This window comes from Micromonospora sp. AKA38, from assembly GCF_027925725.1.
Classification (GTDB): Bacteria; Actinomycetota; Actinomycetes; order Mycobacteriales; family Micromonosporaceae; genus Micromonospora.
Window position 1 is genome coordinate 21,916 of sequence record NZ_BNEI01000001.1, and the last position, 21,095, is coordinate 43,010.

General features: G+C 74.6%; 23 protein-coding genes. 16 read left to right on the plus strand and 7 right to left on the minus strand.

From position 1 onward, the window contains the following. Entirely contained in the window at window positions 1-1,185 is a 1,185-nt protein-coding gene (locus TPA0908_RS00110; RefSeq protein WP_281933484.1) for an MFS transporter, read from the minus strand. A 177-nt stretch (window positions 1,186-1,362) separates the two neighbouring features. Continuing rightward, window positions 1,363-2,139 carry an SAM-dependent methyltransferase gene (locus tag TPA0908_RS00115; RefSeq protein ID WP_281933485.1) on the minus strand — a complete coding sequence of 259 codons (777 nt, stop codon included), beginning with the start codon at window positions 2,137-2,139 and terminating at the stop codon, window positions 1,363-1,365. 60 nt (window positions 2,140-2,199) lie between these two features. On the opposite strand from TPA0908_RS00115, the gene TPA0908_RS00120 reads away from it, so the two are divergent. Further along, complete coding sequence (locus TPA0908_RS00120; RefSeq protein ID WP_281933487.1) at window positions 2,200-2,688, plus strand: hypothetical protein; 489 nt, start codon at window positions 2,200-2,202, stop codon at window positions 2,686-2,688. 44 nt (window positions 2,689-2,732) lie between these two features. On the opposite strand, the gene TPA0908_RS00125 is transcribed toward TPA0908_RS00120, so the two are convergent. Beyond that, window positions 2,733-3,515 (minus strand): prepilin peptidase, encoded by a 783-nt coding sequence (locus TPA0908_RS00125; protein WP_281933489.1) that lies wholly within the window; start codon window positions 3,513-3,515, stop codon window positions 2,733-2,735. 580 nt (window positions 3,516-4,095) lie between these two features. Between TPA0908_RS00125 and TPA0908_RS00130 the strand changes: the two genes are divergently transcribed. The 12 genes from TPA0908_RS00130 to TPA0908_RS00185 all read left to right on the plus strand — a co-directional run bounded on the left by TPA0908_RS00130 (window position 4,096) and on the right by TPA0908_RS00185 (window position 13,054). After that, complete coding sequence (locus TPA0908_RS00130) at window positions 4,096-4,662, plus strand: hypothetical protein (RefSeq protein WP_308447804.1); 567 nt, start codon at window positions 4,096-4,098, stop codon at window positions 4,660-4,662. After that, window positions 4,656-5,600, plus strand: coding sequence for a hypothetical protein (locus TPA0908_RS00135; RefSeq protein ID WP_374709153.1), 945 nt, complete (start codon window positions 4,656-4,658; stop codon window positions 5,598-5,600). Before TPA0908_RS00130 ends, TPA0908_RS00135 begins: the two co-directional genes overlap by 7 nt. Next, window positions 5,597-6,262: an SAF domain-containing protein gene (locus tag TPA0908_RS00140; RefSeq protein ID WP_281933491.1), complete on the plus strand. Its 666-nt coding sequence runs from the start codon at window positions 5,597-5,599 to the stop codon at window positions 6,260-6,262. Before TPA0908_RS00135 ends, TPA0908_RS00140 begins: the two co-directional genes overlap by 4 nt. Further along, entirely contained in the window at window positions 6,262-7,095 is an 834-nt protein-coding gene (locus TPA0908_RS00145) for a ParA family protein (RefSeq protein ID WP_107157956.1), read from the plus strand. The genes TPA0908_RS00140 and TPA0908_RS00145 overlap by 1 nt, the downstream gene beginning before the upstream one ends. Then, window positions 7,085-8,629, plus strand: coding sequence for a CpaF family protein (locus TPA0908_RS00150; RefSeq protein ID WP_281933493.1), 1,545 nt, complete (start codon window positions 7,085-7,087; stop codon window positions 8,627-8,629). Before TPA0908_RS00145 ends, TPA0908_RS00150 begins: the two co-directional genes overlap by 11 nt. Then, window positions 8,572-9,528 (plus strand): type II secretion system F family protein, encoded by a 957-nt coding sequence (locus TPA0908_RS00155; RefSeq protein ID WP_374709164.1) that lies wholly within the window; start codon window positions 8,572-8,574, stop codon window positions 9,526-9,528. Before TPA0908_RS00150 ends, TPA0908_RS00155 begins: the two co-directional genes overlap by 58 nt. Further along, entirely contained in the window at window positions 9,528-10,391 is an 864-nt protein-coding gene (locus TPA0908_RS00160; RefSeq protein WP_281933497.1) for a type II secretion system F family protein, read from the plus strand. The genes TPA0908_RS00155 and TPA0908_RS00160 overlap by 1 nt, the downstream gene beginning before the upstream one ends. A 26-nt stretch (window positions 10,392-10,417) precedes the next feature. Then, window positions 10,418-10,618, plus strand: coding sequence for a hypothetical protein (locus tag TPA0908_RS00165; RefSeq protein ID WP_281933499.1), 201 nt, complete (start codon window positions 10,418-10,420; stop codon window positions 10,616-10,618). 74 nt (window positions 10,619-10,692) lie between these two features. Then, window positions 10,693-11,103, plus strand: a complete 411-nt coding sequence (locus tag TPA0908_RS00170) for a TadE/TadG family type IV pilus assembly protein (RefSeq protein WP_281934610.1) — start codon at window positions 10,693-10,695, stop codon at window positions 11,101-11,103. Then, complete coding sequence (locus TPA0908_RS00175; RefSeq protein WP_281933501.1) at window positions 11,100-11,570, plus strand: TadE/TadG family type IV pilus assembly protein; 471 nt, start codon at window positions 11,100-11,102, stop codon at window positions 11,568-11,570. The genes TPA0908_RS00170 and TPA0908_RS00175 overlap by 4 nt, the downstream gene beginning before the upstream one ends. Next, window positions 11,567-11,995, plus strand: coding sequence for a hypothetical protein (locus TPA0908_RS00180; protein ID WP_281933503.1), 429 nt, complete (start codon window positions 11,567-11,569; stop codon window positions 11,993-11,995). The genes TPA0908_RS00175 and TPA0908_RS00180 overlap by 4 nt, the downstream gene beginning before the upstream one ends. 15 nt (window positions 11,996-12,010) lie before the next feature. Beyond that, window positions 12,011-13,054, plus strand: coding sequence for a LysM peptidoglycan-binding domain-containing protein (locus tag TPA0908_RS00185; protein WP_281933505.1), 1,044 nt, complete (start codon window positions 12,011-12,013; stop codon window positions 13,052-13,054). A gap of 82 nt (window positions 13,055-13,136) precedes the next feature. Here TPA0908_RS00185 and TPA0908_RS00190 read toward each other — a convergent pair whose 3' ends face one another. Further along, entirely contained in the window at window positions 13,137-13,988 is an 852-nt protein-coding gene (locus tag TPA0908_RS00190; protein ID WP_281933507.1) for a Rieske (2Fe-2S) protein, read from the minus strand. A 167-nt stretch (window positions 13,989-14,155) separates the two neighbouring features. Between TPA0908_RS00190 and TPA0908_RS00195 the strand changes: the two genes are divergently transcribed. After that, window positions 14,156-14,920: a crotonase/enoyl-CoA hydratase family protein gene (locus tag TPA0908_RS00195; protein ID WP_281933510.1), complete on the plus strand. Its 765-nt coding sequence runs from the start codon at window positions 14,156-14,158 to the stop codon at window positions 14,918-14,920. A gap of 4 nt (window positions 14,921-14,924) precedes the next feature. On the opposite strand, the gene TPA0908_RS00200 is transcribed toward TPA0908_RS00195, so the two are convergent. Continuing rightward, window positions 14,925-16,409 (minus strand): dihydrolipoyl dehydrogenase family protein, encoded by a 1,485-nt coding sequence (locus TPA0908_RS00200; RefSeq protein WP_281933512.1) that lies wholly within the window; start codon window positions 16,407-16,409, stop codon window positions 14,925-14,927. A 93-nt stretch (window positions 16,410-16,502) separates the two neighbouring features. On the opposite strand from TPA0908_RS00200, the gene TPA0908_RS00205 reads away from it, so the two are divergent. After that, entirely contained in the window at window positions 16,503-17,603 is a 1,101-nt protein-coding gene (locus TPA0908_RS00205) for a serine hydrolase domain-containing protein (RefSeq protein WP_281933513.1), read from the plus strand. Between the two features lie 10 nt (window positions 17,604-17,613). On the opposite strand, the gene TPA0908_RS00210 is transcribed toward TPA0908_RS00205, so the two are convergent. Continuing rightward, window positions 17,614-18,936 (minus strand): cryptochrome/photolyase family protein, encoded by a 1,323-nt coding sequence (locus TPA0908_RS00210; protein ID WP_281933515.1) that lies wholly within the window; start codon window positions 18,934-18,936, stop codon window positions 17,614-17,616. Continuing rightward, window positions 18,933-19,859, minus strand: a complete 927-nt coding sequence (locus tag TPA0908_RS00215; RefSeq protein ID WP_281933517.1) for a phytoene/squalene synthase family protein — start codon at window positions 19,857-19,859, stop codon at window positions 18,933-18,935. The genes TPA0908_RS00210 and TPA0908_RS00215 overlap by 4 nt, the downstream gene beginning before the upstream one ends. A gap of 64 nt (window positions 19,860-19,923) precedes the next feature. Between TPA0908_RS00215 and TPA0908_RS00220 the strand changes: the two genes are divergently transcribed. Continuing rightward, window positions 19,924-21,078, plus strand: a complete 1,155-nt coding sequence (locus tag TPA0908_RS00220) for a polyprenyl synthetase family protein (RefSeq protein ID WP_281933519.1) — start codon at window positions 19,924-19,926, stop codon at window positions 21,076-21,078. Window positions 21,079-21,095 lie beyond the last annotated feature (17 nt).

Below are 21,095 nucleotides of genomic sequence, written 5' to 3' on the forward strand. Positions count from 1 at the left end.
TCACGCCGGCCGGTTCCGCTCCGCCCGGCGCACCACCTCCGGCGTCACCAGTCCCACCACCAGGAACACGCCGCCGAGCAGCAGCCAGCCGGGCGCGCCCCAGGTGATGCAGCACAACGCCAGCACGGTCGGTGCCACCACGTTCGCCAGCCCGGCGCCGAACCCGAACACGCCCATGTACTGCCCCTGCGCGTGCGCCGGGGCCAGGCTGAAACGCAGCTCCATCGAGCCGGCGGTGTGCCACAGCTCGCCGACGGTGTGCACGCAGACACCGAGCCCGATGCCGGCGACGGCGAGCCAGGTGGGCAGCGTGGCGGTCGCGGCGACGACCGCCATCCCGGCGAGGAAGGCGACCCCGGCCCGGCGTACGGCCCGACCGGCCGCGTCGCTGCTGTCCACGCCCCGGCTCGCCCGGACCTGGAGCAGCACCACGAGCGCGGTGTTGGCCAGGGCGGTCGCGCCGACCAGCCAGCGGGGCGCGTCGGTGTGCCCGACGATCCACAGCGGCAGCGCGAAGAGCAGCACCTGGTGGTGGATCGACATGACGCCGTCCAGCACGGTGACGGCCACGTACCCCCGGTCGCGCAGGGCCGTCCAGCGGCCGGCGCGTGGCGGCGCGGGCACCGGCGGCAGCGCCGGCAGGGCGGCGACCACGGCCGCGGCGGCGACGAAGCTGAGCGCGTTCGCCAGCACCAGCGCCAGGTAGGCCGGGCGGCTGTCGAACTGCACGGCGAACCCGGTCGCGATCGCGGCGCAACTGCCGGCCAGATTGGCGACCGAACGCAGGTACGCGCGATATCTCGGTAGGTCGTCGCCGCCGATTCCGCGAACGAGTGGTCCCCGCGCCGCGCCCCCGGCGGAACGGGCCAGTTCACCGACGCAGAGCGCCACCAGGACCAGCCAGAAACTGCGGACGACAAGCAGCGCGCCCATCGCCGCGCCCTGGATCACGAGCATGCCCAGGTAGACCTCCCGGGGCCCGCGCCGGTCGGCGAGATGCCCCACCGGTACGCCCGCGAGCAGGCCGGCGCCGGCGGCGACGCCCATGCCGAGGCCGACCTGGGCCAGCGGCAGACCGACCACGCGGGTGAAGAACAGCGCGGCGGTGACCATGAAGACGCCGCTGCCGATCATGTTGACGAACGTCGCCAGCGCGAGAATGCGCTGCGGTCGCGTCTCCGGCACGAGTCCTCGCCGGACCAGTGGCGGAACACGCTTCTCGATTGTGGGCACAGTGGACATCGGTGACCTCCCCGTCAGATCAGCTCGGCGAATCTAACGAGGATTTCCGCCCGATCTGATCGGTTCGTCGGCCGATACCGCAGATGCCCGATGCTTGCTAACTTGGATGTCGTGGGGAGGTCAGCGCCGCACGCCCACCCCGCCGTAACCGTGCGACACCGCCGCTCGCGGCTCGCCGTCCGGCCGCCAGTCGGCCAGCCGGACCAGACCGGGCTCGACCAGGTCGTACCCGTCGAGGAAGCGGGCCACGTCGGCGTGGGTGCGGGGCACCAGCGGCGCGCTGCTGCGCCGGTAGACCTCGGTGCCGGCCCGCGCGGGCAGCGGCGGCGCGCCGTCCAGCGTCAGGTGCGACAACGCGAGCAGGCTGCCGGGCGCGGTGGCGTCGCGCAGGCGGGCCACGGCCGCCCACGGGTCGTCCGCGTCGGGCACGAAGTGCAGCACCGCGACCAGCAGCAGCGCCACCGGCTCGCTGAGGTCGAGCGTCGCGCGCAGCGTCGGGTCGGCCAGCAGCTCGTCGGGCCGCCGCAGGTCACCGCGGACCACCACGGTGCGACCGCCGTCGGTGGGCAACAACCACCTGGCGTACGCGACGGCCACCTCGTCGGTGTCCACGTAGACCACCCGGGCGTCCGGGTTCACCGCGCGGACCACCTCGTGCACGTTGCCCTGGGTGGGCAGCCCGGCGCCGACGTCGAGAAACTGGCGTACGCCCCGCTCGGCCGCCCACCGCACGGCCCGGCGCAGGAAGGCGCGGTTGGTCTGGGCCGCCACGCCGGTGTCCGGAAAGATCTTCAGGATCTCCTCCGCGGCGGCCCGGTCGGCCGCGAAGTTGTGGCATCCGCCCAGGTAGTAGTCGTACATCCGGGCGACGTTGGGTCGCGTTTCAGCAGCCGTCACGCCCTGATGTGTAGCACCCTGGGCGACGAACCGCTGACCCGTTGTTCCCAGGAGGTACCGATGACCGATCGGCGGCAGACCGTGGAGGTCGACCCGGTGCTGTTCCGCGCCGTCTACGACTCGCCTGCCTCGCTACCGGGGCGGCACCGGTGGACCACTCCCGAGTCGGACGTACGCCGGATGGAGCGACTGCTGAACATCCCGGCGCACAGCATCGGCGCGCCGCTGTGGGTCAGCGGCGACGAGCCGGACTGTCCGAAGTGCGGACGCCGGGTGACCTGGTACGACATCGTCTCGTCCGCGCTGCACGGGGTGCACGACACGGCGATGATCGCGCGGGTGGTGCTCGGCGAGCGCAAGTACGTCAACACCGAGGTGCCGGACGCGGTGCCCGGTGTCCACTGCGCCGACTGCCGTACCCCGATCACCGGGCTGCGCAGCTTCAAGTGCCACAACTGGGCGTACGCGTTCGAGGCGCTGGAGAAGATCGTCGAGCGGATGTCCGGCGTACCGGCCCAGCCGCCGGGTGACCGGGGCACGGATCGTTAGGCGGGGCCCCTTCTCTACCGCAGGCGTTAGGCGGGGGCCCGTCCTTACCCGCCGCCGGTGGTGAGCACCAGCGTGGCGGCGGTGCCGAGGATGAGGAACGGCCCGAACGGCAGGTGACTGCGCCAGCGGACCCGCCGGGCGGCGAGCAGCACCAGCCCGGCCAGCGCGGCCAGGGTGACCGCGAGCACCAGCCCGGCCACCAGGACCGGCCAGCCGTACCAGCCGAGCAGCGCGCCCGCGCCGAGGGCCAGCTTGGCGTCGCCGAGGCCGAAACCGCGCCGGCCGAACAGCACGGTGGTGGCCGCGAAGCCGGCGCCGAGCGCCAGCCCGGCCGCGACGGCCCGTACCCAGGGCGCCGGACCGGGTCCGGCCAGGGCGGTCGCCCCGAGCAGCACCGCGGTGCCGGCGGCGGCCGGCCAGGTCAGCCGGTCGGGCAGCCGGTGCGCCGCGGCGTCCACAAGCGCCATCGGCACCGCCCAGGCGAGCCACCAGGCCAGCGCCAGACGCGCGCCGGGCAGCCCGCCGGCCAACGCCAGCACCGCGACGGCGACCGCGAGCGCCACCTCCGCCACGGCCGGTGGCGCGCCGATCCGCGCCCGGCACCCGGGGCAGCGGGCCGCCGGACCGAGCGCCGGCCACGGCCGGTCCAGCCCGATCGGCGTGCCGCAGGCGTCGCACGTCGTCCGGTCCGGGCGGTCCGGCGGTACGGCGTAGCGGGCCACCGCCAGCCGGACCGGCGGCCCGACCGCGAGGGTGGCCAGCAGCCGGACGAGCGGGCGGCGGGTGACGGCCGGCGGGTCGGGGTGGCGGACCCGTTCGGTGGTCATGCCGGCTCCCCCGTCCGGTCGCCGGTGGTTCCACTGCGGAGCACGCAGAGTGACGTCACGGTGATCGGCGTGTGGCGGATGGCGCGGAAAGTGGCGTCCGGCGGGGCCCCGGGGCGTCCGGTGCCGGCGACGGGTGCCGGGCCCGGCCGGCCGACGGGACGGATCGGACGAGCGGGGTGCACCCCACCCATACCGATGGCGCGGCGGCCGGCCGGCGCGGGCGGGTGGACGGGTGCGGGTGAGCGCACACCGACTGTCGGGGCGGCCGGGGAGGACCCGCTCGTCACCGTCCGGAACGCCACCGGCCGCCACCACCCGTCTTCACTCAACGTGTTCACGTGAATTGCCTCTGTTGCATCGGCGGACGTCAGCCTATGCTCGCCCCTTGGGTACGACGCAACCCCCCGCTCAATGGCGTCGGAGGCGGACCGGAGACATCACTTCCACATTTGACGAAGATCAGCACAGGTAAATGCACACGGTGGCGGTCGAGGTCCGGTCCGACAGATCCGGGCGTGCTTCCGCATGCCCGGAGCGCTCCGCGCGACCGCACCGGGCCGGCACCGAGGAGGGCTCGGCGTTGCGCACATGGCAATCCCGCCGATGGGAAGGCGGCCTGCTCAGCCTCGTGCTGGCGGTCGGCGCCGCCGGCTGCGGCACCGGGCCCGAGGCGACCACCGGCCCACTGACCGGCCGCGCCGCGGCGCCCGCCGCGCATTCCACCGCCGAGGAGAAAGCGGCCGAAAAAGCGGCACTCACCGCCTATTCCGGCTATCTCGCCGCGTCCCGGGCGGCGAGCGCCCGCAGCGATCCCGGCCATCCCGCCCTCGGCCGATTCCTGGCCGACCCGCTGCTGACCCAGGTTCGGTTGGCAATTCGTGACGCGAAGGAGCACGGCGCGATGCGTACCGGAAAACTGGTTTCCACCCCCACGGTGGTCTCGGTCGACCTGGCCGCCGAAACGCCTACCGTCGAGATCCAGGACTGCCTGGACGCGACCGGCTACCGGCTGGTCTACGTCAAGAACCGCAAGCCCGTGCCCGGCACCGACGGCGGCCGGTACCTGGCCACCGCGACCGCGGCCCGCTATCCCGACGGTCGGTGGCTGGTCAACGCCGGCGCCGCGCACCGGGACCAGCCGTGCTGACCTGGGGAGGAGGGAGCGTCCCGGCCGACCGGGTCGGGACGCCCCGCCGGTGGTTCGTCGCCGGCCTGGTGGCGGTGCTGACGCTGGCCGGCTCCCCCGCCCGCGCCGCCGACCCGGGCGGCTCGTGCCCACCCGACCAGACCAACTGCGACGTCTGGGACGACGACCCGGGCGTTCCGGGCGGCGGCGGCGGGCCGGGCGGCGGCGGGAACGACGGCGGCGGGAGCGGCACCGGCGGAGGCACCGCGAAGTGCCAGTGGAACGGCCAGGTCGTCAAGTGCTACGACGACGTGATGGGCTGGTTCAACAACAGCGACGGCTGCTACTACAAGCTGGCCGAGCCCCAACTCCCCGCGCCCGACGGCAAGCAGTGGTACACCGCCAGTTGCGTCGGCGGCGCCACCGGCCAGCAGGGGAACGTGCTGCTCGACGCGCCGCCGGGCGGCTTCGGCGCCCCGCCCGACCCGGAGGAACTGGCCCGACGCGCGCTGGCCTCGATCTCGCTGCTGCCGCCCCGGGCGGCGGTCGCACCCCGGCGCAGCAAGGGGCCGGGGCTGGTCGGGCTGCCGGTCTGGATGTGGGCCAGCCCCGGCAACTCCTACTTCGGACCGTTGAGCGCCTCCGCGTCGGAGCGGGGCCTCACCGTCTCGATCACCGCGAAGGTGAGCCGGATCGTCTGGCACATGGCCGACGACCTCGACGTCACCTGCCACGGGCCGGGCACGCCCTACAGCTCCAGCGGGCCGCACGCCGGCGCCCCCTCGCCCGACTGCGGCCTGCCCAACGGCTACTCCAAGGCCGACACGTACCAGGTCTACGCCACCACGTTCTGGACCGTCACGTGGTCCGGCGGCGGGGAGAGCGGCGTGATCGACCAGAGCCGGGTCAGCGGTGTCGTCCCGGTGCAGATCAACGAACTTCAGGTGGTGACCCGATGAGTGTCGTGGCGGCCCGGAACGGGACCCCGGTGGAGGCGCCGGTGGCGCCGCCCAAGGTGGTCCGGCAGCGGCGCATCCGGCCCGGCCTGCTCGGCCTGGCGATCCTGCTGATCGCGCTCGGCGGGCTGGGCGCGGCGTTCGCGGTCACCTCGGTCCGGTCCACCGGCAGCTACCTGGCGGTGGCCCGGCCGGTCGAGGTGGGACAGCAGCTCACCGCCGACGACCTGGTGCCGGTCCGCGTCTCCGGCGGGCGCGAGCTGCGGCCGGTGCCGGCCGACCGGATGAAGGAACTGATCGGCCTGCGGGCCGCCGTGCGGCTCACCCCCGGCACGCTGCTCACCCCGGCCCAACTCACCGACGCGCCGCTGCTCGGCCCCGGCCAGCAGCAGATCGCGCTGGGGCTGGCGGCCGACCAGGTGCCCGCCCGCAAACTGCACCCCGGCGACAAGGTGCTGCTGGTCAGTACGCCGACCGCCGGCACCAGCGGCTCCGACGCGGCCCGGGGCGGCGGCACCCGGTTCGCGGCCACCGTGATCGACACCGCCACCCCGGAGAACGGCGACGTGGTGGTCTACCTGGCGCTACCCGTCCGGGACGTGCCGGCGGTGGTGGTGCTGGCCGCGGACGACCGGATCGCGCTCGTGCTCACCGAGGCGGCCTGATGGCGATCATCGCCCTGGTCTCGGCGAAGGGTTCGCCCGGCGTCACCACCACCACGCTGGCCGCCGCGCTGAGCTGGCACCGCCGGCTCGTGCTGGCCGAGTGCGACCCGTCGGGTGGCTCCATCCTCGCCGGCTACCTGGGCGGCGCGCTCGACGGCCCGCGCGGCATCGGCGAGCTGGCCGTCGGCGAACTGCGCGACGGCAGCCTGGAGAGCACGTTCTGGTCTCAGCTCGTCGACCTGGACGCGCCCCGCCGCGAGCGGCTGCTGCTGCCCGGCGTGGTCGACCCGGCCCAGGCCGGCAGCGTGGTCCCGCTCTGGCAGCGCTTCGCCGACTACTTCACCGGGCTGGAACGCGGCGTGCCCCCCTACGACGTGCTGGTCGACTGCGGTCGGCTGGCGGTCGCCGGTCCACCCTGGCCGCTGCTGCGGGCCGCCGCGGTGGTGCTGCTGGTCACCCGCGCGCACCTGCCCGACCTCTCCGCCACCCGGGCCACGGTCCGGGCGATCGAACGGGACCTCACCGAGCACCGCGTCCCCCCGGGCAACCTGCGCCTGCTGGTGGTCGGCGACGGGCACGGCACCAGCGAGATCAGCAAGGCGCTGCGGCTGCCGGTGATCGCCCGCCTGCCGCACGACCCGCGTACCGCCGAGGTGCTCGGCCGCGGCGGCACCGTACGCGCCAACCGGCCGCTCATGCGCGCGGCCGGCGCGTTGGAGGTGCCGGTCCGGGCGCTGCTCGACCGGCGTCGGGCCCGGCTGTCCTGGCCCGGCGTGACCGCCGCGGCAGCGGTCAGCGCGCCGACCGCGCCGGGGGTGCCCGGTGCGGTTTGAGCCGGTCTCGCACGACCCGCGCGGGCAGCAACCCGGCGTCGTCTCCACGGTCCCGCCGCTGGCGCCGCCGAACGGACGGCACCACGTGGCCGGCCCGGCGCTCCCCGCCGCACCGCCCGCCCCGCCACCCCGTCCCCGGGTCGACTTCGCGGTCGTCCGCGAGCTGCGCCGGGAACTGAGCGAACGACTCACCCACTGGCAGCGCGGCCAGGAGTTCGACGCCGACGCCGAGGAGGTCGAGCGGGCCCGACTGGCGGTCGCGGTGGTCTCCGCGTACGCCGACTCGGTGCGCCGGGCCGGCACGCCGATGCCCGCCGACGCGGAACGGCTGCTGCTCGACCAGGTGACCGCCGAACTGGTCGGGCTGGGCCGGCTCCAGACGCTGCTCGTCGACGACACCATCGAGGAGGTGCACATCCTCGGCTGCGACCAGGTGCGCATCACCCGGCACGGCGGCGGCGTCGACTGGGCCGAGCCGATCGCCGAGACGGACGACGAACTGGTGGAGATCCTCCAGGCGGCGGCCCGCCGGGCCGGGGCCACCGAGCGGTCGCTCTCCACCTCCAAGCCCACGCTCGACCTGCAACTGCCCGACGGCAGCCGGCTCGCCGCGGTCTTCCTGGTCAGCCACCGCCCGTACGCGGTGATCCGCAAGCACAACACGCTGGACGTGAGCCTGGAGGACATCGCCGGCGGTCGCCCCGACCTGGACGAGATGATCGATCCGCTGCTGCGCGACTTCCTCCGCGCGTCCATGCGCGCCGGGTTGAACATCATGGTCGCCGGGCTGGCCGGGGCCGGCAAGACCACTGTCATCCGGGCGCTGATGGACGACATCCCGGCCGACGAGCCGTACGTGCTGCTGGAGGAGAGCCGGGAACTGCTGCCGGCCCGGCGCGGGCACAAGCACCGGGCGGTGATGAGCTTCGAGTCCCGGGAGGGGCACGGCGAACGCGGCGCGGACGGGCGACCGGCCGGTGAGGTGAGCATCGCCGACCTGATCCCGGTGTCGCTGCGGATGGGCGTGCTGCGGATCATCGTCGGCGAGGTGCGGTCCCGGGAGATCGTGCCGATGCTCCAGGCGATGACCACCAGTCGTGGGTCGATGTGCACCATCCACGCCCGTACCCCGGCCGGGGTGAGCGAACGGATCATCGAGCTGGCGCTCTCCCACGGCCGGGAGATGACCGTCGACCAGGCCCGCCGGATGGCCGGCAACGCGCTCGACCTGATCGTCTACGTCACGGTCGAGGACGAGACCGCGATCGGTGGCCGCAAGCACCGCTTCGTCTCGCACGTCGAGGAGGTCATCGGCGTCGGCGAGGGCAACCGGATCACCACCACCACGGTCTTCGGTCCCGGGCCGGACGGCCGGGCGGTCCCCCGCCACCTGCCGGAGCGGATCCGCGACCAGTTGATGCGCGTCGGCTACGACTCGCGCCTGCTCACCCGGTTCGTGGAGGCCGGCGTCGGCGCCTGGCGTCGGCCCCGGCACACCCGCCTCGGGCGGCGGCCGAACGGGGGGCCGGCGTGACGCAGATCGAGCTGATCGCGCTGGTCTCCGGCGCGGCCTGCGTGGCCGGGCTGGTGCTGGCCGTGGTCGCGCTGGTCGGCACCCGCCGGCCACCGGGGTCGACGCCGGGCAGCGCCGGGCCGGGTCTGAGCCGACTCTGGACCGGCGCCGGGGCCGGTCGCGCCGACCAGCGACGTCACCAGCTCCTGCTGGGCGGCGCGGTGGCCGCCGGCGCGTTGGCGTTCCTGCTCACCGGGCTGCCGGTGGTGGGCCTGCTGGTGGCGCTCGCGGTGCCCGGGGTGCCGTGGCTGTTCGCGGTCGGCCGGGCCGAGCAACGGGCCATCGCCCGGGTCGAGGCGGTCGGCGAGTGGACCCGGCGACTCAAGGACATCTCGGCCACCGGGCAGGGGCTCCAGCAGGCCATCGTCGGCACCATCACCACCGCGCCGGAGGAGATCCAGGAGGAGGTACGCACGCTGGCCGCCCGCCTCCAGGCCGGCTGGCTGGCCAAGTCCGCGCTGCTGGCGTTCGCCGACGAGATCGCCGACCCGGTGGCCGACCAGGTGGTGGCCGCGCTGATCCTGCACCTCACCGACCGCGGCGAGCGTCTCGGCGACGTGCTCCGCTCGATCGCCGGCGCCGCGTCCGCCGAGGTGGCCACCCGGCGCGAGGTGGAGGCGAAGCGGACCCAGCCCCGGTTCGCGGTCCGCTTCCTGACCGGCATGACGCTCGCCACGCTGGCGTACGGGCTGGTGAACAGCGACTACATCCGCCCCTACGGCACGCTCACCGGCCAGCTCGTGATGGCGGTGCTCGGTGCGGCCTTCATCGGCCTGCTGGTCTGGGTGCGGTCGATGAGCCAGCCGCCCCGCCCGGCGCGTTTCCTGCCGGCGCCCGACCCGGAGGAGGCGATCGCATAGTGGTCCTCAACTGGCAGCTCGCGGTGGCGGTGCTGGGCGGATCGGCGATCGGGCTCGGTCTCTTCCTCGTGGTCCGCGAGGCACTACCGGCCACCCCGGCGCTCGGCCCGGCGCTGCGCCGGCTGCACCAGCCGCCCGGTCAGGCCCCGACGGCCGGCGCGGGACCGGACTGGCTCGGCGGCTTCGCCCGCTGGCTGCGCCCGCCGACCCGGCAACTCGCCCTGCTCGACCAGACCCCCGAGCAGTACGCCCTGTCGGTGCTGCTCTCCGCGCTGATCGGGTTCGTCACGCCGGCGGTCCTCTCGGCCGTGCTCTTCCTGGGCGGGGTGTCACTGCCGGTGGTCGTGCCGGTGCTGGCCAGCCTCGGGATGGCGCTGCTCGCCGGCCTGGTCGCGCACCGCTCGGTGCTGACCAGGGCGGCCGCCGCCCGGGACGAGTTCCGCCAGGCGGTCTGCACCTACCTCGACCTGGTGGCGTTGCAACTCTCCGCCGCGCACGGCCCGGTGCAGTCGCTGGAACGCGCGGCGGCGGTCTGCGACGGCTGGGTGTTCGACCGGATCCGGGAGGCGTTGCGGCTCGCCCAGCTCCAGATGCACTCGCCGTGGGACGAGTTGCAGGAGCTGGCGGACCGGATCGGTATTCCGGAGCTGGGTGACGTGGGCGCCATCATGCGCTCCTCCGGCAGTGAGGGTGCCCAGGTGCACGAGACGTTGCGGTCCCGTGCCGACTCGCTGCGCGACCAGATCCGTACCGACAACCTGACCCGCGCCGAGGGGGTGACCAGCAAGTTGGACATTCCCGGATCGCTGCTGGTCTTCGTCCTGCTCGGCTTCGCCGTCTATCCGTTCCTCGCCCGCCTGTGAACCCCACCCCCGAGAAGGAGAAGACCATGCACCTCTATGCCTACCTCTACGCGACGGTGAGTACCCGCCTCGCCGAGCTGCGCCGGGACAGCGAGCGCGGCGACAGCCCGGTCCCGACCGCCGTGATCATCTTTGGCTTGGTCGCGGTGGCCATGGCGGTCACCACGCTCGCTCTGACCAAGGCGAACGACTGGATGAACGCCATCCCGAACAACACCGCGCCGTGATCTCCCACCCCGCCCGTACGGCCCGGAGCCGACCGGCACCCGCCGGTCGGCCCGGTCCGCGCGGTCCGGGGCGGATCGCCGCCACGCTGCGCGCCCGCCTCGACGCGGGCGGGCGCGAGCGGGGCGCCAACCCGGTCGAGCTGGCCGTGATGATGCCGGCCATCCTGGTGCTGCTCTTCGGCTCGATCCAGGTCGGCGTCTGGTTCGTCGCCCGGTCCACCGCGCTCAACGCGGCGCAGACCGGTGTGAACGCGCAACGCACGTTCGACGCCGGGCCGGACGCCGGCCGGGCACAGGCGATCACGTTCCTGCGCCGCTCCGGCGACTGGCTGGTCGGTTGGGACAAGAACGGACCGACCTGCGTGGAGACCGCCGTCGACGTCACCTGCACGGTGCGCGGGCGCTCCCTGTCGGTCGTCCCGGGCGTCGACTTCGAGGTCACGCAGACCGCGCACGGTCCCGTCGAACGCTGGACCACGGGATGAGGCCGGCACCGCGGGACCGCGGTTCCGTCTCGATCGAGGTGGCGGTGCTCGCCCCCGCCTTCATCGGGCTGATGGTGCTCGCCGGGGTCGCCGGCCGGACCGCCGTCGCCGACGAGGCGGTGGAGTCCGCCGCGCACGACGCCGCCCGGGCCGCCTCCCTGGCGCGCGACGCCCGCGCCGGCGAGAAGGCCGCCGAGCAGGCGGCCCGCGACCAGCTCAACTGGTCCGGCCTGCGCTGCACCGCCCCGCCGAGGCTGGACCTGAGCGGGTCGGTGGCCGGGCAGGAGACCACCTTCGCCACCGCGTACCGGAGCGCGGCCGGCGTGCCGGCGACCGTCACGGTGACGGTCACCTGCACCGTCTCCTTCGACGACCTGCGCGCGCCCGGTCTGCCCGGGGTGCCGGGCGGCAAGACGGTCGAGGCGCGCTTCACCTCGCCGCTTGACACCTACCGGAGCCGCGGATGACCGGCCGGCGCGAGGCGGAGAGCGGCCGGGTGAGCCTGTTCCTGGCCGTGGCGATGACCGGCGTGCTGGCCGTCGTCAGCCTCGCCTACGACGGCGCCGGGCAGCTCCGGACGCTGCAACGCGCCGACAACCTGGCCGCCGAGGCGGCCCGCAGCGGCGGCCAGATGATCGACCGCGCGAGCGCCATCGAGGGCGGTCCGAAGCGGATCGACCAGGTCGCCGCCCGTGCGGCCGTCGCCGACTACCTCCGCGCGGCGGGTGGGGTCGGTGGCCACGACGTCGACTTCCCCGTGGTCGGCCTCGAGACCCAGATCCGGGTACGCGTCCGGATCACCTACCGCCGGGACCTGATCGGGCTCTTCGGCGCGCAGAAGACCGCCACCGTCACCGGTGAGGCCACCGCTCGGGCGCTCACCGGACCGTAGGAAGGGAAGGCCGCCATGGGTGCACCCCGACGCTCCGCCGTCCACCGCGCCGGCCAGGTTCTCACCGGGCTCGGCGCTCTCGTCGTGCTCGTGGGGCTGCTGGCCGGCGGACCGGTCGCCCTGCTGGCCTTCGCCGGCAACCCGCTGCCCGACCACCTGCCCACCCTGGCCGAGGTGGGTACGGCGTTGACCAGCCGCGACGACGGGCAGCTCTTCCTGCGGGCGCTGGCCGTGGTGGGCTGGTTCGGCTGGGCCACGTTCGCGTTCTCGGTCGTGGTGGAACTGCTCGCGTCGGCGTTGCGCCGACCCGCGCCGAAGCTGCCCGGCATGCACCGCCAGCAGCGGGCCGCCGCCGCGCTGGTCGGCTCCGTGGCGCTGATCCTGGCGGCGAGCCCGGCCGCGGCCAGCGCCGCGACGCTGGCCGCCCCGCAACCGGTGGTCGCCGCGCCGGCCGTCACCACGGCGTACACCGCACCTCAGCTCGCGACGCCGACTTCTGCCGCACCGGACGCCACCGGCCCGGCGGTGTACCGGGTGGCGAAGGGCGACTACCTGGGCGAGGTGGCCGACCGTTACCTGGACGACTTCGACCGCTACCGGGAGCTGGCCCGGCTGAACCGGCTCGCCGACCCGGACCGGATCCGCCCCGGCCAACTGCTCGAACTGCCCGGCGGCGCGGTGGACGAGGGGGCCCGCCGACACGCCGCCGGCCGGCTGGTGGTGACGCCGGCGAAGCCCGCCCCGGCAAAGCCCGACGGGGGCGGTACGTCCGCGATGGCGCCGAAACCGAAGCCGAAGCCCGCGCCGCACACGCCGGCGCGGGACACCACGCCCACGGTGGAGGCACCGGAGGGGCAGCCGCCGGCCATGGCGGCGGGCGCGTCCCGGGCCACGGCCGAGGAGGGCATCAACCGCCCGTTGGCCATCTCGGCGGTGCTGGCGGTGGCGAGCATCGTGGGCGCCCAGATCGGTGCTGTCCTCGGGCTGCGCCGCCGGCCGGTGCCGGCCCGCGCGTTGGGCAGCCGCGCGCTGGGCAACGGACGGCACCGCCGCGACTGAGGCGGTGCGCCGCCGCCGCGACTGAGGCCGGTGCGCCGCCGGTCGCCGGGTGCCGGATGCGCCGCCGGCGCGGGCGGCCGGATCAGGGCAGCCGGGCCTCGACCCGGCCGGAGACCACGCGGGTGGGCAGCACGACCTGGTCGTTGGCGGCCGGGCCGTGCACCACCTCGCCGCCGTTGAGGCGGAACGCGCTGCCGTGCCACGGGCACACCACGCAGGCGTGGCCGTCGATCTGCCGCACCTCACCCTCGCCGAGCGGGCCGCTCTGGTGCGGGCAGCGCTCCAACATCACGGTGACGTCGTCACCGTGCCGGTAGAGGATCACCGAGACGTCGTCGATCTCCCGGGTGACCAGTTCGCGCTGCGGCAGGCTGTTCAGGTCGCCCACCGGGTGCCAGCCGTCGCCGATCAGGTGCAGGTCGGAGACGCTCTGGCTGACCTGGGCCCCCTGCGTGTAGGCGAGGTGCCCACCCAGGTACGCGCCGCCGCTGGCGGCGGACAACCCCAGGTAGGCCAGCGCCCGGCCGAGGCCGTGCCGCCCGTTCAGTCGGGCCGCCAGCGAGCCGGCGTAGAGCGTGAGGCCGACGATGTTGGCCCCGGCGTGCACGAGCCCGATCCGCCGCTGGTCCCGGGAGAGCGCCGCCCAGTCGTTCCACCCGGCGACCGCCGCCGGCAACGCGCTGACCGTGCCGAGCCCGACCAGCGCGGTGGCGGCTCGGCGCTGGCCGGGCAGCAGGTCCACCACGGCGGCGGAGATCCACGCGCCGACCGGGACCTGCACCATGGCGGGGTGCAGCGGATGGCCCAGCCAGACGCCGTGCAGCGCGTCCCGGACGCGTTGCGAGCGCAGCGTGCCCTGCACGACGCGCTGGACCCGGTCGCCGACCCGGTCGAGCCCGGAGGCCTGTTCGAGCTTCGTCAGTAGTTGGCGCACCTGTTCCGACTTCCCGGCAGCAGAGCCCCCAAACCGGACGCCGGCATTCCTCGCCTGCAAATTCACGGAAAGAGTGCTCATCGCGCGCTGGATGGGCACTCTTTCCGTGAATCGGCGCGGCCAGGCTTTGCTGGCGTGCCCGGCGGGGGCGCGGGCATGCTGAGGGGATGGGGGTGCGGGTTGAGCATGTGGGTGCGGTGACCACGGTGATCCTGGACCGGCCGGAGGCCCGTAACGCGGTGGACGGGCCGACCGCCCGGGCGCTTGCCGACGCGTTCCGCGCGTTCGACGCCGACCCGGACGCGGCGGTCGCCGTGCTCTGGGGCGCGGGCGGCACGTTCTGCTCGGGCGCCGATCTCAAGGCGATCGGCACGGCGCGCGGCAACCGGGTCGAGGCCGAGGGCGACGGTCCGATGGGCCCGACCCGGATGCGCCTGTCCAAGCCGGTCGTCGCCGCGATCTCCGGGTACGCGGTGGCCGGCGGCCTGGAGCTGGCGCTCTGGTGCGACCTGCGGGTCGCCGAGTCGGACGCGACGCTCGGGGTGTTCTGCCGGCGGTGGGGGGTGCCGTTGATCGACGGCGGGACGGTCCGGCTGCCCCGGCTGATCGGGGAGAGCCGGGCGATGGACCTGATCCTCACCGGACGGCCGGTGCCGGCCGACGAGGCGTACGCGATGGGGTTGGTGAACCGGCTGGTCCCGCCCGGTGCGGCCCGGGCGGAGGCCGAGCGGCTGGCCGCCGGGATCGCCCGGCACCCGCAGACCTGCCTGCGCAACGACCGGGCGGCGGTGCTCGACGGCGCCGGCCGGCCCGAGCCGGAGGCGCTCGCCGTGGAGCTGGCCTACGGCACGGAGTCGCTCGCGGTCGACGGGGTGCGTGGCGCCGGCCGGTTCGCCGCCGGTGCCGGCCGGCATGGTGCGCCGGCCGGCTGAGGCGTCACTTCAGGTTGCGCAACGCGTCCTCGATGGCCCGGTGGAACGTCGGGTACGTGTAGATCATGTGCCGGAGCTGGCTGATCGGCACCGCCGCGTGCACGGCCACCAGCAGCGCGGAGAGCACCTCGCCGCCGGCCGGGCCGGCCGAGGTGGCGCCGACCAGTACGCCCTGGTCGGCGTCGGCGACCAGCTTGACGAAACCGGCGTTGCCGGTCTTGTGGATCCAGCCCCGGGTGGACGAGGTCAGGTCGGTGTACCCGATCTGGACGTTGATGCCCCGGTCACGGGCCTGCTGCTCGGTGAGGCCGACGGCGCCCACCTCGGGGTCGGTGAACGTAACCCGGGGCAGCGCCCGGTAGTCGGCGACCGGGACGCTGCCCGGCGCGACCGTCGACCCACCCGCGCTCATCGCACCGCCGACGGCGCTGACCACGCCGGCCGCGCCGCCGACCACGCTCGCGGTGCCGCTGGCGTCCGGCCCGCCCCGGGTCCGCCGCGTGTGGTCGAGCACGTCGGCCACCACGATGCCGGCCTGGTACATGGCGATGTGGGTGAACGCGCCCTCGCCGGTGAGGTCGCCGACCGCCCAGATGCCCTCGGTGACGTGCATCCGGTCGTTGACCGGCAGGTAGCGCTGCGTGGCGTCCACGCCGACCGTGTCCAGCCCCAACTCCTCCAGGTGTGCCCGGCGGCCGGTCACCACCAGCAGCTTCTCGCCGCGGAACGTGGCGTCGTCGCCGTGGACGGTGAACTCGTCGCCGTCGTGGCTGACCCGGCCGGCCTTGACCCCGGTGTGGATCTCCACCCCGTCGGCGCGCAGCGCGTCGGCGGCGAGCGCGGACGCCTCCGGTTCCTCGACGGCGAGCACCCGGTCGCCGGCCTCGACGACGGTGACCCGCACGCCGAACCGGGCGAACACCTGGGCCAGTTCCAGCCCGATCGCGCCGCCGCCGAGCACCAGCATCGTGCCCGGCAGCTCCTCGACCTCGATGGCCTGGTGGTTGGTCCAGTACGGCGTGTCGGCCAGCCCGTCGACCGGCGGGATCGAGGGCCGGGTGCCGGTGCCGAGCACCACCCCGTAGCGGGCCTCGAAGACCTGGTCGCCGACGCGTACCCGGTTCGGGCCGTCGAGCCGGCCGCTGCCGCGTACGAACCGGCCGCCCTTGCCGGTGAAGCGGTCCACCGCCGCCTTGTCGTCCCAGGTGTCGGTGGCCTCCTGGCGGATCCGCTTCGCGACCGGCGCCCAGTCGGGGCGCACCTGCGCGGACCCGGCCAGCTCGTTCACCCGGTGCGCCTCGGCCAGCGCGTTGGCCGCCCGGATCATCATCTTGCTCGGCACGCACCCCCAGTAGGGGCACTCGCCGCCGACCAGGTCCCGTTCGATGCCGACCACGTCGAGGCCGGCCTCGGCGAGCCGCCCGGCCACCTCCTCGCCGCCGACGCCGAGCCCGACCACGACCACGTCCACCAGTTCCGGCTCTGCCATCCCGCCAGCATTCCGCACGGCCGGGGTCGCCGACCACCGGACCCGGCCGGAATTCCTCCGCCGGTAATGAGTGCGACCGCCTACCGTGACCGGATGCACGCGCGTTTCGCCCCGGTCCGGGACTGCTTCCACGACCTGTTCACCGCCGGCCGGGAGACCGGCGCGGCGCTGTCCGTCTGGCACGACGGCACACCGGTGCTGGAGCTGGTGGGCGGCAGCCGCGTGGCCGTACCGCCAGGTGCGGTGACGCCGGCCGTCGGGGCGGGTCGGCCATGGCTGCCGGACACGCTCGTCGACGTCTACTCGGTGGGCAAGCCGGTGGTGGCGTGCTGCCTGTTGTTGCTGGTCGACCAGGGTCGGGTCGACCTGGACGCGCCGGTGTCCGCGTACTGGCCGGGGTTCCGCGCCCCGGCCACCGTGCGGCAGGTGCTCGACCACACCGCCGGGTTGCCGGCCTTCCCGGTGCCCCGGCCCGCCGAGGCGGTCACCGACTGGGAGCTGCTCTGCGCCGACCTGGCCGCGGCCGAGCCCGAATGGGTGCCGGGCACCGTCGCGGGCGAGCACGCCTGGACGTACGGGCACCTGGTGGGTGAGCTGGTCCGTCGGGTGGACGGGCGGTCGGTGGGGCGTTTCCTGGCCGAGGAGATCGCCGGCCCGTGGCGGCTGGATCTGGCCTTCGGACTGGGCCCGGCCGACCGACGGCGGTGCGCCGACCTGTCGTACGGCGATCCGGGCTGGCCGGACCGGACGCGCGGTGAGCCCGGCTCGCTGCGGGCCCGGGCGCTGGACAACCCGCCGGGCGGGCGGGACGTCGCCGTGGTGAACGGCGACGCGTGGCGGGCCGCGGAGATCCCGGCGGTGAACCTGCACGCCACCGCGTCCGGGCTGGCCCGGTTCTACGCGGGTCTGCTCGCCAGCGGCATCCTCGACGGGATCCGGCTGTTCGGTCCGGACCTGGTGGCCGAGGCGACCCGGGTGCAGTACGCCGGCCCGGATCTGGTGCTGGACCGGACGGCGCACTGGACGCTCGGCATGCAGTGGGAGCCGGACGGCAGTTGGGGCATGGGCGGGATCGGTGGCAGCAGCGCCTGGGCCGACCCGGCGCGCGGCTACACGTTCGCCTACGCCACCGCGCGGCTGGCCGACCACGACCGGGTGGACGAGCTGGCCGAGGCCTTGCACGCCTGCCTGTGACCGGGTGCGGTCAGCGCATCCAGACCGGGTCGCTGCCGGGGACGTCCAGCGGCGGCGGGTAGTCGAGGCCCCGGCGGGTCTCGTCGGGCAGCCGCCACGGCTGGTGCACCGCCTTGCCCGGCACCGACTCCAGCTCCGGCACCCAGCGCCGCACGTACGCGCCGTCCGGGTCGTAGCGCTCGGCCTGCCGCACCGGGTTGAAGCCCCGGTACGGCCGGGAGTCGTTGCCGGTGCCGGCCACCCACTGCCAGTTGCCGGAGTTGTTGACCCGGTCGCCGTCGAGCAGCCAGCGGAAGAAGACGTCCAGGCCCGGCCGCCAGTCCAGCCCGAGATGCTTGGTCAGGTAGCCGGCCGTGATCAGCCGGGCCCGGTTGTGCATCCAGCCCTGGGCGCGCATCTGCCGCATGCCGGCGTCCACGATCGGCATCCCGGTGCGCCCCTCCGTCCAGGCCGCCAGCGCGTGGCTGTCGTCCCGCCAGTCCTCCCGGGCACCCCGTCGGTAGGCGGTGGTGGACAGGTCCGGGAAACCGGCGACGACCTGGTGGTAGAAGTCGCGCCAGCAGAGCTGCCGGACGAACGGCCCGTCGCGGTCGCCGGCCCGGTTCGCCACCGCCAGCGGGGAGACGCAACCCCATCGGAGGTACGGGCTGAGCCGGGAGGTGTCGTCGCCGGCCATGTCGTCGTGGATGTCGTCGTACCGGTCGAGGGTGGGCAGCCAGGCGGTGAGGCGGCGCCGGGCGACGCTCTCCCCGCCCTCGGCGGCGTCCGGGCTGTCGCCCTTCGGCGGTTCCGGCAGCCGGCCCGGGTCGACGCCGTCGGGCAGCCGGACCCGCTTCGGCGCGGCCAACTCCTCCCGGAGCTGCACGCCCTGCCAGGCGCGGAAGTAGGGGCTGAACACCCGGTAGTGGTCGCCGCCGGTCGGCCGCAGCGCGCCCGGCTCGACGATGGTCAGCCCGGGGAAGAGCCGGAGGGAGATCCGGTGCCGCTCGCACTCGGCGCGCAGGCGGCGTTCCCGCCGGTGGGCGTACCGGGTCACGTCGGCGGAGAGCCCGATGCCCTCGGCGTCGACCCGGCGCGCCAGCTTGACCGTCTCGGCCACCGGGTCGCCGCGTCGGACGACCAGGTCGCCGCCGCGTCTGCGCAGCGACTCGCGCAGCTCGGCCAAACTCTGGTGGAGGAAGCGGGTGCGGTTCGGGGAGAGCGTCGCAAGCGTCGGGTCGAGCACGTAGAGCGGCACCACCCGGTCGAACGCCGAGACGGCCGCCGCGAGCGCCGGGTGGTCGTGCACCCGCAGGTCGCGGGTGAACAGCACGACGGCCGTACGCTCGGTCATCCGGCCAGGGCCGGGGTGAGCGCCGGGCCGGGCACCCGCACCGGCGTGCCGGTCGGGGTGAGCAGCGACCGGGCAGCCACCGACATCCGCCGCCGTTGCGGCACCAGGGCCCGGCGGACGAAGACGTCGAAGTCCTGGGCGGCGACCTCGTCGAGGATGCCGCCGTAGAGCGCGTACGCGGTGCGCATGCACGCCTGCGAGGCGGGGTTGAGCAGCGGGATGCCGGGCGCGGCGGCGAGGTAGTGGGCCTGGGCGCGGGTCACCTCGTACTCGATCAGCTCGCGGATCGCCGGCGTGGTCCGCCCGGCGGCCTTCGCGGCGAGCAGGTCGTCGCGGGTGACGTCGAACTTGGCCAGGTCCTCGTCGGGCAGGTAGGTCCGGCCGCGGTCGAGGTCCTCGGCGACGTCCCGGATGAAATTGGTGAGCTGGAACGCGAAGCCGAGCTGGCGGGCGGGTTCCCGGGCGGCGGCCGGATCGGAGCTGCCCAGGATCGGCAGCATCATGGTGCCGATGACGGCGGCCGAGCCCTCCATGTAGTCGAGCAGGTCGTCGTAGGTCGGGTACGACATCACCGTCAGGTCCATCGCCATGCTGCGCAGGAACGACGCGAAGTCGGCGCGGTCCAGGTCGAACACGGCGATGGTGTGCAGCACGGCGGGGAGCAGCGGGTCGTCGACCGACGCACCGTGCAGGCCGGCGACGAACCGGTCCGACCATTCGCGCAACCTGGCGGCCCGCTCGGCGGGCGGCAGGTCCTCGGTGCGGTCGACGATCTCGTCCGCGTAGCGGGTGAAGCCGTACAGGGCGTGCACATGCCGCCGTTTCCAAGCGGGGAGCAGCCGGGTGGCGAGATAGTAGGTACGGCCGTGACGCCGGTGCAGCTCGCGGCAACGGTCATAGGCAGCGGTGAGATCCGTGTCCACCGACCCTCCTCGGTTTCGACGCAGCAATCGACGCAACTCGTAACCCTAGGGTACGCTCCCTCACATGGCCAACGACGCAGTTGCGGGTAATGCGCTCCGCGTCGCGCCGGCACAGCCGGAAGCGACGGACGATCCGGTCCGCGGCGTACTGGCCGCGTTCACGAAAGACCTGGTCAGGGGCGTTGACGACACGTTGACGGCATTCCTGGCCGCCGAAGTCGACGCACTGACCGAGATCGACGCAGCCATGGGTGGTTTCGCCGCGACCGCACGCGACTGCGTGCTGGCCGGCGGCAAGCGGGTGCGCCCCACGTTCGCGTACTGGGGCTGGCGCGGGGTGGTCGGCGGCGACGCGCCGCTCGGCACGGTGCTGCCCGCCCTGTCCGCGCTGGAGCTGCTGCACGCGTTCGCACTGGCGCACGACGACGTGATGGACGGCTCCGACACCCGGCGCGGCCGGCCCACCGCACACCGCGCCGCCGCCGCGCGGCACCGGGCCGCCGGGCACACCGGCGATCCCGACCGGTACGGCGAGGCGGTGGCCGTGCTCATCGGCGACCTCTGCATGGTCTGGGCCGACCGGCTGATGGCACACGCCGCCGTGCCCGCGGACCGGCTGCTCGACGTGCGCCGCTGCTACGACCAGATGCGGGTGGAGACGGTCGCCGGGCAGTTCCTCGACGTGCTCGGCGAGAACGACGCGGCGAGCTGGTCGGTCGACCGGGCGCTGCGGGTGGCCCGTTACAAGACCGCCAGCTACACCGTGCAGCGACCGCTGCTCTTCGGCGCCTGCCTGGGCGGCGCGGACGCGGACGGCCCGCTGATCGCCGCGTACACCCGCTACGGGCTGGCCGTCGGTGAGGCGTTCCAGCTCCGCGACGACCTGCTCGGCGTCTACGGCGACCCGGCGACCACCGGCAAGCCGGCCGGGGACGACCTGCGCACCGGCAAGCCGACCGCGCTGCTGATGCTGGCCCGGCAGCTCGCCGACCCGGCGCAACGCCGCACGCTGGACCGGGCCGGCACGGTCGCCGACGCGTCCGAGGTGGCCCACCTGGCCGACCTGGTCCGGGACACCGGGGCCACGGCCCGGGTGGAGCTGATGATCGCCGAACGGGTGACCGAGGCGCTGGCCGCGCTCGACACCGCACCTATCGACGAGACCGCGCGCACCGCGCTGACCGGCCTCGCCACCGCCGCCACCGCGCGGCGGTCCTGATGAACACCTTCGTGAGC